The 12,429-nt window shown below is 73.6% G+C and carries 9 protein-coding genes; 5 read left to right on the plus strand and 4 right to left on the minus strand.

The window, feature by feature from the left end; genetic code table 11:
* The first annotated feature begins 121 nt into the window (after positions 1 to 121).
* The 4 genes from LJB74_RS03735 (at position 122) to hrpB (ending at position 7,198) form a co-directional block, all read left to right on the plus strand.
* Entirely contained in the window at positions 122 to 958 is an 837-nt protein-coding gene (locus LJB74_RS03735; protein WP_259307261.1) for an IclR family transcriptional regulator C-terminal domain-containing protein, read from the plus strand.
* A 31-nt stretch (positions 959 to 989) separates the two neighbouring features.
* Entirely contained in the window at positions 990 to 3,230 is a 2,241-nt protein-coding gene (locus LJB74_RS03740) for a bifunctional diguanylate cyclase/phosphodiesterase (protein WP_259307262.1), read from the plus strand.
* A gap of 62 nt (positions 3,231 to 3,292) precedes the next feature.
* Entirely contained in the window at positions 3,293 to 4,591 is a 1,299-nt protein-coding gene (locus LJB74_RS03745; protein WP_259307263.1) for an NYN domain-containing protein, read from the plus strand.
* 42 nt (positions 4,592 to 4,633) lie between these two features.
* Complete coding sequence (gene hrpB, locus LJB74_RS03750) at positions 4,634 to 7,198, plus strand: ATP-dependent helicase HrpB (protein WP_259307264.1); 2,565 nt, start codon at positions 4,634 to 4,636, stop codon at positions 7,196 to 7,198.
* A 31-nt stretch (positions 7,199 to 7,229) separates the two neighbouring features.
* On the opposite strand, the gene LJB74_RS03755 is transcribed toward hrpB, so the two are convergent.
* Together LJB74_RS03755 and LJB74_RS03760 are read right to left on the minus strand one after the other, a co-directional pair.
* Positions 7,230 to 8,294 carry a hypothetical protein gene (locus LJB74_RS03755; protein WP_259307265.1) on the minus strand — a complete coding sequence of 355 codons (1,065 nt, stop codon included), beginning with the start codon at positions 8,292 to 8,294 and terminating at the stop codon, positions 7,230 to 7,232.
* A gap of 211 nt (positions 8,295 to 8,505) precedes the next feature.
* Positions 8,506 to 9,042 (minus strand): flavodoxin domain-containing protein, encoded by a 537-nt coding sequence (locus LJB74_RS03760; protein WP_259307266.1) that lies wholly within the window; start codon positions 9,040 to 9,042, stop codon positions 8,506 to 8,508.
* Between the two features lie 354 nt (positions 9,043 to 9,396).
* On the opposite strand from LJB74_RS03760, the gene LJB74_RS03765 reads away from it, so the two are divergent.
* Positions 9,397 to 9,540, plus strand: a complete 144-nt coding sequence (locus LJB74_RS03765; protein WP_259310276.1) for a hypothetical protein — start codon at positions 9,397 to 9,399, stop codon at positions 9,538 to 9,540.
* Between the two features lie 9 nt (positions 9,541 to 9,549).
* Here the strand turns inward: LJB74_RS03765 and LJB74_RS20560 are convergent, their stop codons facing one another.
* Positions 9,550 to 11,280 carry an HD domain-containing phosphohydrolase gene (locus tag LJB74_RS20560; RefSeq protein WP_310650804.1) on the minus strand — a complete coding sequence of 577 codons (1,731 nt, stop codon included), beginning with the start codon at positions 11,278 to 11,280 and terminating at the stop codon, positions 9,550 to 9,552.
* Between the two features lie 61 nt (positions 11,281 to 11,341).
* Complete coding sequence (locus LJB74_RS03780; RefSeq protein WP_259307267.1) at positions 11,342 to 12,400, minus strand: type IV toxin-antitoxin system AbiEi family antitoxin; 1,059 nt, start codon at positions 12,398 to 12,400, stop codon at positions 11,342 to 11,344.
* Positions 12,401 to 12,429: the final 29 nt, after the last annotated feature.

Consider the following 12,429-nt stretch of genomic DNA (forward strand, 5'->3'; position numbering starts at 1 on the left):
CCGCCCGGCGCGGGCACCCGGCGTGCAGACCGCCGCTGCCGGGCGCCCGCGCCGTAGGCTCGCCCGTGACGTGCCGGTCCGGCACGCGCGAGGCATCGCGAGACACGAGGAGGACGCGGCGATGGCTGGACGGGGAACCGGTCCCGACTTCGTCGAGGCCCTGGCGCGGGGGCTCGACGTCCTCGCGTGCTTCGACGCCGATCACCCCACCATGACCCTGACCGACGTCGCGACCGCGACCGGCCTCGCCCGCCCCACCGCCCGCCGCCTGCTGCTGACCCTCCAGGAGCTCGGCTTCGTCCGGTCGGTCGAGGGGTCGTTCCAGCTGACCCCTCGGGTGCTGACCCTCGGCATGGCCTACGTCGGTGCGCTCGGCCTGTGGGAGATCGCCCGACCGCACCTCGAGGCCCTCGTGAGGCGCACCGGTGAGTCGTCGTCCATGGCACAGCTCGACGGCTCGGACATCGTCTACATCGCCCGCGTCGCGGTGCCGAAGATCATCGCGCTGCGCGTCGAGGTCGGCACCCGGTTCCCGGCGGTCAGGACCTCCCAGGGCAAGGTCCTGCTCGCCGCCCTGACCCCGGCCGAGCTGTCGGCGACCCTGGCGCACCCGAGCCGCGCCGGTCTGCCGCCGCACCCCGAACCGTCGGCCGAGCACCTGCGCGATGAGCTCACCGAGGTCCGCGCACGCGGCTGGGCGCTTGCCGACGAGGAGCTCGCTCCGGGCGTGAGATCCGTCGCGGTCCCCGTGCGGGACGGGACGGGCACCGTCCGCGCCGCCATGAACGTCACGGTGCACGCGGCCGAGACCTCGACCGAACGCCTCGTCGAGGAGCACCTGCCGCTGCTGCTGCGCACCGCGGGCGACGTGAGCGCGGAGTGGGCGCTGTGGCAGTCGCGCCCGCACGTCGACATCGGCAGGCATCCGGCCACGGGTACGTCAGGTGCGTCGGACTGATCTGCGCGGAGCCTGCCGGTAGCCTCAGGACATGTCTGCGGAGTCGCACGACACCCGGACCACGGACGTGGTCGGACCGGACGCCAGGCTCGCACCACGCCTCTCTGCCCCGACGGGGGTCCCGCCGCGACTCGTCGCGCTCGAGCCGTTGGCCTGTCTGGCCCTGGCCGTGCACGGTCTCGGGGTCATGGTCACCGCCCCGACCTCCTTGGCGTGGGACATCGTCGCGGCCGCGGCCGTCCTGACGGCGCTCGGCACAGCCGGCCTGCTCGGGTGGCGTGCACCGTGGGCCGTCGCGACCCGCGCTGTGGCGGTCCTCGTGCTCGGCTTCGTCCTGATGGCCCTGCGCCAGGAGGGCAGCGGGTACTTCCTCCTCTGGTACTTCGTGGTCGTCGCCGTGTACCCGCTGGTCCTGTCTCGCCGGGCCAGCCTGCTGACGGCCGTGGTCGTCCCCGGTGCGTACCTCCTGCTGCTGCCGCTCGACGCGGCCGACGGGCCCGGGCCCGTCGCGCTCGTGCGAGCGTTCTCGCTCGGGCTCATCGCAGTGTTCGTGCACGTGGCTGCCGAGGCGTACCGCACCGCGGTGACGGACCGGACCCACGCCCTCGCCCTGCTCGACACGTACGCCGACGCCACCCCGGTGGGCCTGGGCTTCTGGGATCTCGGGCTCCGGTACCGGCGGCTCAACGGCGCGCTCGCCGAGCTGACGGGGCTCACCGTGGCGCAGCACCTCGGACGCCCGGCGCTCGACGTCTCCCCGACGACCCCCGCGCTCGCCCTCAACCTGCACCGCGTGCTCGAGACCGGTCAGCCGGTGCAGGACGTCGAGCTCGCCTCGGGGGACCGCGTGTGGACCTCGAGCTACTTCCCGGTCCGGATCGGGTCGACGGTCGTCGGGGTCGGCGGCGTCGTGATCGACGTCACCGACCAGCGCCACGCCGCGCAGGCGCTCGCGTTCTCGACGACGCACGACGCCCTCACCGGGTTGCCGAACCGGGTGCTCCTGGGGGACCGGCTCGAGGTCGCCACCGGCCACGCCGCACGCACCGGCGGCTCGGTGGCGCTCATGTTCTGCGACGTGGACCGGTTCAAGCTGATCAACGACTCCCTCGGCCACGCCGCCGGCGACGAGATCTTGCGGGAGACCGCCCGGCGCCTCGCCGTCGTCGTCCCGGCCGGGGACACCGTCGCCCGTCTCGGCGGTGACGAGTTCGCCATCCTGACCACTCAGGTCACCGGCCTCGACGACGCGATCGCCGTCGCGGAACGCGCCTGCGCCGCCATGCGTGAGCCGATGACGGTCGCCGGCACGAGCGTCATCTCGACGATGTCCGTCGGGGTGACCATCTGCGTTCCCGGTGCCACGGACGTCGCCGGACTGCTGCGTGACGCCGATGTCGCGGTGTACCAGGCGAAGGACGCCGGCCGGGACCGCGTCGCGGTGTTCGACGCCCGGCTCCGCAGCAGCGCCGACCACCGGCTCGAGTTCCACGGCGCCCTGCGCCGGGCGGTCGAGGACGGTGAGATCCGGGTCGTCTACCAACCGGTGCTCGCCCTGGACGCCTCCGCGGACAGCGGCACGCCCGGACCGCGGTCGATGGTCGGCGTCGAGGCCCTCGCGCGATGGCACTGGGTGGGGCACGGTGACGTATCCCCCGGCATGTTCATCCCGACGGCCGAGGAGCTCGGCCTCATCCATGCCCTCGGGGACCAGGTGCTGCGCGAGGCGTGCTCCACGGTCAAGCGGTGGCGCGACGAGACCCGGCGCCCGTTGACCGTCGCGGTGAACCTCTCCGCCCAGCAGCTCGTCGAGCCGGGGTGCGTCGACCTGGTGGCTGCGGCCATCGCCGATGTCGGGCTGCCGGCCTCGGCCCTCCAGCTCGAGATCACCGAGAGCGTGCTCATGGTCGACGTCGAGCACAGCCTGCGCCAGATCGCGGCCCTGCGAACGCTCGGGGTGCGCGTCGCGATCGACGACTTCGGGACCGGGTACAGCTCGCTCGCCTACCTCCGCGACCTCCCGGTGGACATCCTCAAGATCGACCAGTCCTTCACGCGCCGGCTGCCCGGCGGCGACGCGATGGTCGCGTTCATCGTCGAGCTCGCCCGGGCGATCGGAGCGACCACCGTGGTCGAGGGTGTCGAGACCCGCGACCAGCTCGATGCCGTCACCCGGCTCGGCTGTGACCAGGCGCAGGGCTACTACCTGAGTCGACCGCTCACCGCGGGCGCGACGGCCCGGTACCTGCGGCGGGCCGGGGCAGAGCGCTGATCCCTGCGCGTCGAACCCGCAGGTGGTACGGCTCCGGCCGCAGGACGAGGAGGATGGCTCCCATGACGATCGACAGCTCCGAGACCGGCCGCCGCCTCCGCTGCGCACTCTTCGTGGACTTCGACAACGTGTACATCGGGCTGCAGCGCCTCGATCCCCGCGCCGCCGAGGCGTTCGCGAGCGCTCCCGCGCACTGGCTCACCGCTCTCGAGACGGGCAGCGACGCCGACGGTGACTTCACCCGCCGATTCCTCGTGCGGGCCTGCTACCTGAACCCGTCGGTGTTCTCGCAGTTCCGACCCAACTTCACCCGCGCCGGCTTCAGCGTCGTCGACTGCCCGTCGTTGACCCAGCAGGGCAAGAGCAGCGCCGACATCAACCTCGTGCTCGACGCCGTCGACGCCCTCAGTGCCGAGACCCGGTACGACGAGTTCGTGATCCTGTCCGCCGACGCCGACTTCACCCCTCTCGCCCTCCGCTGCCGCGCGGCCGACCGCCGCGTCACGATCATCACCGCCGGGCCCGCGGCGAGCGCGTACCGCGCGGTCGCCGACACCGTGGTGACCGCCGACGAGCTCGCCGACCTGGTCAAGCACCCCGATGCAGCGCTCGAAGACGCCCCGGCCTCCACCGGTGAGGTGGCCCCGGACACGACGACGACCGGGGCCGAGCGCGGCCGGACTGCGACCCGGACGTCGACCCGCGCGACCGCGCCCGCCCAGGCGCCGGCGAGCCCCGCCCGCAAGGCGGTGCTGCGGCACGTGCGCTCGGCCGACAAGCCCCTGACCGGCGGGGTCGTCGCCCAGGTCGCCCAGAAGGCCGACCCCTCGCTGCTCACGTCGGGCTGGGACGGCGCCGGCGGCTTCTTCCCGTGGCTCGCCCGCGCGGTCCCCGAGCTCGGTGCCGCGTCACGGCCCGCGCCCGGCTTCGTGTGGGACCCCAAGCGCTTCAGCGAGGCGGACCTCACGAGCGCGACCGGCGTCGACCTGCCACCGCTGCAACGGCAGGTCGTCGAGGTCACGGACATCCCGAACCTGCCGACGGAGCGCTACCGCGTCCTGCTGACCGCCCTTGCCGACGACGTCCGCACGACCCCGTTCGACCGCCCCGAGACGTCGCGCCGGGTCCGGGACGCATGCCAGGCGGCCGGCGCCGCCGTCGGTCGCGCCTCGGTGAACACCGTGATCTCGGGTGTCCTGTACGCGGGCCTCGACCTCGCGGCGAGGCCCACCGCCAAGAAGGTCGCCGAGACCTGGGCCGACAACGTCATCGGCCTGTGCCGCGGTGCCCGGATGGAGCTCGGCCCGCAGGACGTCGCCGCGATCCGCATGTGGGTCAGTGGTGGGCTCCTCACCCGGTAGCGGAGGTCGGTCGATCGTCGCCGCCCCGCGATCGCCCGCTCGATGACCCGGCCGGACGTCTCCGGCGATCCGTTCGTCCGGCTGCTCGCCGCTCCGCCCGACCTCCCGGTGGCCGCAGGTCTCGCCGAGCTCGGCGCCGCGGTGCGGGCTCGGGGCACCGCGGTGCTGCACGCGCCACCCGGTGCGGGGAAGACGACCCTCGTCCCGCCCGCCCTTGCCGTGCTCGACCATGGTCGGGTGGTGGTCACGCAGCCGAGGCGGCTCGCCGCGCGCGCAGCCGCCCAGCACCTGGCGGACCTGCTCGGCGAACCGGTCGGACGGAGCGTCGGGTACACGGTGCGCGGGGAGAGCCGCACGAGCGCCGCGACCCGCGTCGAGCTCGTCACGACCGGCGTGCTGCTGCGCCGCCTGCAGCGCGACGCCGAACTCCCCGGCGTCGCGGCGGTCGTGCTCGACGAGGTCCACGAGCGACAGCTCGACGCCGACCTGGCGCTCGCCCTGCTCGTCGACGTGCGGACGAACCTGCGCGAGGACCTCGTCGTGGTGGCGATGTCCGCGACCGTCGAGGCCGAACGGACAGCCCTGCTGCTCGGTGGCGTGGCTCCCGCGCCGGTGATCGCGGTCCCGGGTGCCCTCCACCCGGTCGAGGTCGTGTGGTGCCCGCCCCGTCAGGCGGCCCGGTCGGACGTCCGCGGCGTCACCCCCGGGTTCCTCGACCACGTCGCCGGCTGCGTGGGCCGCGCGCTGACCGAGCGTGCGGGTGACGTGCTCGTCTTCGTCCCAGGCGCCCGCGAGGTCAGCGGGGTCGTCGCGCGGCTCGGCGGGATCGACGGGGTGGACGTCCGTCCGCTGCACGGGCGACTCAGCCACCGCGACCAGGACCTCGCCCTCGCAGAGGGTCCGCGCCGACGGGTCGTCGTCTCGACCTCCGTGGCGGAGTCCTCGCTCACGGTGCCCGGCGTGCGCGTCGTGGTCGACGCCGGACTCTCCCGGCAACCCCGCACCGACCATCGCCGCGGGCTCGCCGGACTCGTGACCGTCGCGGTGAGCCGTGCCGCTGCGACCCAGCGCGCCGGGCGCGCAGGGCGCCAGGGTCCCGGAGCGGTGTACCGCTGCTGGTCACCGGGTGAGCACGCCCGGCTCGCCGAGCACCCGGAGCCGGAGATCGCCACGGCCGACCTCACGGCGTTCGCCCTGGCGCTCGCCTGCTGGGGAACGCCGGACGCGACCGGGCTCGCCCTGATGGACCGCCCGCCGGAGCCCGCGATGGCGTCGGCCCGTCGCACGCTGCTCGAGCTCGGGGCCGTCGCCCCCGACGGGACCGTGACCGCGCGCGGTCGACGGATCGCCGACGTCGGCACGGATCCTCGGCTGGCTCGCGCCCTGCTCGACGGCGCGACCCTGGTCGGCCCCCGTCGCGCCGCGGAGGTCGTCGCGCTGATCTCGGAGGACGTCCGCGCTCCCGGAGGAGACCTCGTCGCGGCGCTGCGCGCGGTCCGACGAGGCGGCCCCAACTCCCGGACCTGGGAGGCCCAGACCGCCCGCCTGCTGGCGTCCGCACGGGACGCGGGTCCTGATGCGGACGCGGGCTCCGGCGGCGGCACCGAGTCCCGGCCCACGTCCCGGACCGACCTCACGGACGATCTCGCCGTCGGTCTCGTGGTCGCGCTCGCCCACCCCGACCGGATCGCCCGGCTGCGCCCGTCTGGCACCGCGTACCTGATGGCCTCGGGGACGGGTGCGACGCTGAGCGGCCAGGACGTCGCCCTCACCGGTCTCCCGTGGCTCGCCGTCGCGGACGCGGACCGCACACCCGGACGCAGCGACGCGACGGTGCGCTCCGCGGCCCCGCTCGACGAGGACCTCGCCGTGCTGGCCGCACCGTCGCTCGTACACGTCGAGGAGACCGTGACCTGGGAGTCCGGTCAGGTGGTCAACAGGCGCACCACCGCGCTCGGCGCGATCGAGCTCGCGACGTCCCGGCTCACCGACCCGTCGCTCGACCTGGTGGTGCGCGCGGTGCGCGCCGGTCTCGACCGGGAGGGCCTGTCGGTCCTCACGTGGTCCGGCGCTGCCACCCGGCTGCGCGCCCGCCTCGCGTTCCTGCGCACCGCGATCGGCGACCCGTGGCCGGACGTCTCGGACGAGGCCCTGCTCGCAGGTCTGGACACCTGGCTAGGTCCCGACCTCGATCGGGTCCGCGGCGCCCGTGACCTCGCGAGGATCGACGTGCTCCGCGCGCTGCGGCGGCTCCTCCCGTGGCCCGACGCCGGTCGCCTCGACGCACTCGCCCCCGAGCGGGTGACAGTCCCGAGCGGCTCGGAGGTCACCGTCAGCTACGACGACCCCGACCAGCCGGTACTCGCCGTCCGGGTCCAGGAGGTCTTCGGCTGGCGTGCGACACCGCGGCTCGCCGATGGACGCGTCCCGCTGCTCCTCCACCTGCTCTCCCCCGGCAGGCGCCCGGCCGCGGTCACCGCCGACCTCGAGTCGTTCTGGCGCACCGGCTACCCGCAGGTGCGAGCCGAGCTCCGGGGCCGGTACCCGAAGCATGCGTGGCCCGACGACCCGCTCACCGCCGCTCCCACGCGCGGGGTGCGACGGTGAGCGGTACCGCGACGGCCGTGTCCACCCGCACTCAGGAGGTGAACGGAACCTTCGTCCAGCTCAGCACCTGCGGGTTCCGCGGCTCGACCGTCACCCGCAGGTAGTCGGAGACCCCGGTGGAGCCGTCGACCGTCACCCGGGTCAGGTTCGACACGGGCGACGTCACCCCGTAGAACCCGAGCCACGAGGACCCGGCGGCCAGCGGCGCGTCGACGTTGTACACGTGGCTGTCGCCGTTGAACAGGTACACCGGCCCACGGAACGCGGCCGACTCCGCCGCGATCGTCTGCACGATCGGCTGGAACGCCGAGTAGTCCGCGAACGCCGGGTCCGGGACGGTCGGGTCGAACATGTCCGCCTGCATCATGACGACGACCGCGCGGTTGTGGTCCTCCCGAGCCTCGCGGAACGTCGCACGGATGTTGGCGAGCACCGCGGCCGTCCGGCTCTGCTCCTCGGCCACCTGCTCGGGTGTGGCCGTCATGTGCCCGGTCCACGGCTTGAGGCTGTTGTTGCTGCCGATCACGTCCACCGCGGCGAAGGCCACGTCACCACGTGTGTACCGCACGTTCTCGGGGACTCCGAGCGACGCCTGCGACGTCACCCGCGCCGGGTGCTGGCCGAGCGTGTACCCGGGGTGTGCGAAGAACACCGAGCGGATCGCGGCGAGGCGCTCGAGCGGGTCGTACCCGCCGTTGTTCGGGCGGTGGCAGTCCGTCCACTCGTTGTCGCCCACGGTGTAGACGAGGGGGTCGACGAACATGTCGAAGTCGGCCTTGATCTGCGCGAAGTACGCGTCGCTGCAGACGGTCGAGCCGGACTTGATGTCGCCGAGGTGGTCGACGAGCTGGACCGCGGGGTCGGCGTTGATCTGCGCGATGACGTTCGGGAAGTTGGCGATCTGGGCGGTGCCGTACGGGATGTCCCCGATGACCGCGAACGTGAACGGTGTCGCGGCGGCGTGGTGGTCACGGTCGTGGCCGTGCTGGTCGCTCCGGTGTCGGCCGTCCGCAGCGGCCGGTGCGGCGGCGGCGAGGGTCACGCACACGGTCACGAGGGCGAGTGCGGGCACGAGCAGGCGGCGGGTACGTCTCATGGTGTCCTCCGTGGGTGGTCGATGCCCACCCACAGTGGCGCCACAGGGTGAACGACAACGCCCCACCCGCCAACCCCCAGATGAACACCCCACCCCGAATGCCGAGATCGCACATCCGACGCGAGATCGCACCGTCGGACGTGCGATCTCGCGTCGGATGTGCGATCTCGGCGGGGGTGGGTGAGCAGTGGGGGGTGGCGTCGCGAGGGGGCTACGTCGTCGCGCGCAGCTCTGAGGCGATCATGGCTGCCCAGGCCTCGATCTCTTCCCAGTCGCGGAAGTCGCCCGCCGGCAGCGCGGCCTTCGCCTTCGGCAGGAGACCCATCATCCGCTCACCGACGCCGACCGGTGGCGCCGAGGGGTCCCACGCCCCGAAGAAGACCCGGTCACCACGCACGGAGAGGCCACCCTCGAGGCGCTCCCACTCCTTGGGGCGCGAGACCTCCACGATGTCACGCCCCTCCTTGTCGACGAGGTCCGTGCCGACCGGTCCGCTGCTGAAGAGCCACACCGGGTGCTGCGCGAGGATCGTCCGGTGATGGGTGACGAACTCGGTCGCTCCCTTGAGCCAGTGGAACATGTAGGCCGCGCCGCCGATGACGAACGCGTCGTACTCCGCGACCTCGATCTCGTCGGTGACGGGCCGCGACTCCGCCTCGACCCCTTCGACGGTCAGCACGCGCGCGATCCGTTCGGCGATGCCCTTCGTGGCACCGTGTCGGCTGGCATAGGCGACGAGGACGGTCATGGTCGGCCTTTCCCTGGGTCGGTTGTCTGGAACGTAGAGTCAGGCGACGCGACGCACCAGGGTCGAACGTCCCCGGGAGGACCGGGTGAGAAGCGCGCGGACCGCGTCCCCTCCCCGGGATCTCTTTGGCAGGATGGCGACCGGGCTTCCCCGACCCTGGGGACGTGCGGCCACGAGAGCGAGGGACACGGCGACGTGCGGCGCCACCCGGACGCGCATCAGCGCACACACCCCCGCGGCGTGACGATGCGCCCGTGAGCCTTCCCCCGACGACACCGGCTCCTCGCCCGAGAGCCCGACGCCGCTCGGTTACTGGGAACCGGGCGATCCGATCGAACCGGCCGCCGTCATGAGCTGGGCCACCTCGTGGGCCTCGGGCACGTGGACGACCCGCACCAGCTCATGTCCCCGACGCTCGGCGCGCCCGTGACGTTCCAGGACGGCGATCTCGCCGGACTGGCTCAGCTCGGTCGCGGGGCCTGCGCCCCGTGGATCTGATCCGCTGCGTCAGGACGCCGGATCGAACGTGCAGTCGCTCACGAGCGCACCGTCCAGGGTCGCTGGCGCCAGCTTCGCCCCGAGGAAGGTCGACCCGGTGACTGTCGCCCCCATGAAGCTGGCGCCGGTCAGCTTCGCCGTGTCGAACGACGCCGACCGGATCGTCGCCCGATCGAGCTTCACCGCGTCGAGCTTCGCCCCGGTCAGATCGATGTCCGTCAGGGTGGCTCCGGTGAGGTCTGCACCGGTGAGGTCTGCCCCCGAGTAGTCGCCCGTCAGGGTCATGCCTGCGAGGTCGCAGCCGACGAGGTTCGCCCCGGAGAGAGTCGTCGATCCTGCGCGGGCAACGTCGCAGGGTGTCCGCGTGACGGGGGCCGGTGTCGGTGCAGGTGCAGGTGCGCCCGACGGCGGCGGGCCCGGCAGCGGGAGGACCGGGGCCGCAGCAGTCGCGGGGCCTCCCGGCGGTGCACCCGGCTCGGACGGCCGGGAGTCAGGCGGCGGCGCTGCCGATGGCGGGCTGCTCGCCTGGTCGAGCCACGGCCCGGCGCTGGCCGGAGCTGCCGCCGCGACGCCGCCCGACCCGCCGTGGTTCCCGCCCACGTCGATGGGGGCACCTGCGGCCAGTCCGGACAGCGAGAGGATGGCGCCGACCATCCCGGCGGCCACGAGTGCTGCACCGGTCGTCCCGAGGGCCGTCCCGGCACCCGCGAGCGCCGCCGTGCCGGGGAGCGGTGTCGACGCGAGGCCCGGCAGTCCCGCCAGCAGCGAGGCCGGGCCGGCGACGCGTCGGAGTCGGCCGAGGCCCACGGCCAGGAACGCCCGTACGACCTCCGGGTCGAACTGCGTGCCCGAGCACCGGGCGAGCTCGGCCCGAGCCGCCGAGGCCGAGAGCGCCGTCTTGTACGAGCGTGCCGAGGTGAACGCGTCGAAGGCGTCGGCGACGGCGACGATGCGAGCCGCCCGACTGATCTCGGCCCCGGCTAGTCCGCGCGGGTACCCGCCGCCGTCCCACCGCTCATGGTGCTGGCCGACCGCCTCCAGCCACGGCCCGAGCCATGCGGCCAGCGGTGCGGCGATCTCCATACCGGCGATCGGGTGGCCGGCCAGCACGTCCCACTCCGCGTCGGTGGGCCGCGTGGGCTTCGAGAGGATCTCGACCGGCACGCCGACCTTGCCGACGTCGTGCAGCAGAGCGGCCCAGCTGAGCTTCGCCGCGTCACGCGCGGTGAGCCCGAGCTCCGTCCCGATCAGGGCAGCGTAGGCCTGGACGCGCTCCGAGTGCCCACGAGTGAGCTCGTCGTGCGCCCCGATCGCCGCGACCAGCTCCAGGAGGAAGGCGGCGTGCTCGTGCTCCTCGGTCCGCTCGGCCGCTCCGTCGACCTGGTCGCGGAGGGTTCCCGGTGAGTAGCGTCGCCGGGCGACGGCCAGCCGGGACGGCGCCTTGTCGGGGAAGATCACGGTGAGGCGGAGCAGGGTGCTCAGGGGCAGCAACCGCCTGGTCAGCTGCGTCACGGCCAGGAGCACGACCGTCGCGAGTGCGACCTCGAGGACGAGCCAGAGCCACAGTGCGATCCCGAGCCGGGTCGCGGGTGCCCACCGCGCTGCGGCGAGACCGAGGGCGAGGGCCGCGAGGGGTGGGGCGGCCAGGATCGCCACCCGGACGAGCGCCGCGAGGACAGGGTGGGGGTGCCACGTCCCGAGGGTCGTGTCGTCGTAGTTCTGGGTCGGCCCGAACGACATGCCCTCGTATCGGCCGGTGCCGTCGGGAGATGAGTCGGCCGCGAACCTGGGCGTCTGAGGGTCAGGTCCCGTCGAGCTGTGCGAGACATGGGTCGCGGGCCCGCAGCAGGTCGGCGTGCGCGCGCCGATCGGGGTCACCGGACGCGATGAGGTCGGCGTAGACCAGGGGCGCAGGGACGAGCGGCGCGGCGACCACGGGTGCGGGGACCAAGGGTGCGGAGACGAGGTGCGCGTCGTCGCCACCGGCCCGCTCCTCGGGTCGCCAGAACCGCCGCCGCACGTGCACCGTCCCGTTGGCGTCGTCCCGCTGCATCCGGTGGCGTACGACGAGTGCTGCCGGCAGTCGCTCGGCGTAGAGCGTCGTCGAGGATCGGCCGGTCGCGTCGACGAACCCGGCCGCGAGGTCGCCGCCGATCTGGACGTCGTCCTCCGCCAGGTCGGCGCCGTCCCACCAGCGCGCGTCCGGCACGGTGTAGGAGGCCAGCGAGAGCTTCGAGGCGAGCGACACGACGTACGCCTCGGTCCAGCGGCTGAGGAGCTCTCCCCCGCGTGCGACCGCACGTCCGTCCGGGCCGGAGACGAGCAGCCCACCGCGCAGCAGGTCATCGACGACGATCTGCGCGGTGCCGAGCGAGACACCGCCGACTCGTGCGAGCTCGCGCAGCGGGAGCGTCACGGCGTCGTCCCAGGCCAGCAGGGCGAAGATCACCTGCGCTCCCGACCGGGTGAAGGCCCGCGCCGCCGCGGCCGGCCGACGCGCGGGGGTGCCGCGTGGGGGGCGTCGGCCACGCACGTCGACGAGCACGCCGTCCCACGCGAGGCGGACGTTGCCCGTGGTGTCTGCGAAGTCGATCCCGCGGGCGCGCAGGACGCCGGCGGACTCGTCGCCGATGACCGGGGCGATCACGAGCAGCGGCGGTCCCGGTGGCACGTCGATGGCTGCCGCCACTCCCGGGCCCATCCGCGGTCGCGTCTCGACGGTGTAGGTCCGGGCACTGCTGCCGACGTGCACCGTCACGGAGCGACGTCCACCGACCGCCGAGCCGTCGTTCGCGCGGACGGCGATCCCGTTGTTCTGGAGGGCACGAACCGCGGCGAGGGTGATCGACGGGGAGTTCACGGGATCACACTGTTCATGATGAATGAACA

The sequence above is a fragment of the Cellulomonas sp. P24 genome, from assembly GCF_024704385.1.
Lineage (GTDB): Bacteria > Actinomycetota > Actinomycetes > Actinomycetales > Cellulomonadaceae > JAJDFX01.

What these genes read in the sequence shown, in the direction of transcription:
- LJB74_RS03735 (WP_259307261.1), top strand. Translation starts at nt 122, where the DNA reads ATGGCTGGACGGGGAACCGGTCCCGACTTCGTCGAGGCCCTGGCGCGG.
- LJB74_RS03740 (WP_259307262.1), top strand. Translation starts at nt 990, where the DNA reads ATGTCTGCGGAGTCGCACGACACCCGGACCACGGACGTGGTCGGACCG.
- LJB74_RS03745 (WP_259307263.1), top strand. Translation starts at nt 3,293, where the DNA reads ATGACGATCGACAGCTCCGAGACCGGCCGCCGCCTCCGCTGCGCACTC.
- hrpB (WP_259307264.1), top strand. Translation starts at nt 4,634, where the DNA reads ATGACCCGGCCGGACGTCTCCGGCGATCCGTTCGTCCGGCTGCTCGCC.
- LJB74_RS03755 (WP_259307265.1), bottom strand. Translation starts at nt 8,294, where the DNA reads ATGAGACGTACCCGCCGCCTGCTCGTGCCCGCACTCGCCCTCGTGACC.
- LJB74_RS03760 (WP_259307266.1), bottom strand. Translation starts at nt 9,042, where the DNA reads ATGACCGTCCTCGTCGCCTATGCCAGCCGACACGGTGCCACGAAGGGC.
- LJB74_RS20560 (WP_310650804.1), bottom strand. Translation starts at nt 11,280, where the DNA reads ATGTCGTTCGGGCCGACCCAGAACTACGACGACACGACCCTCGGGACG.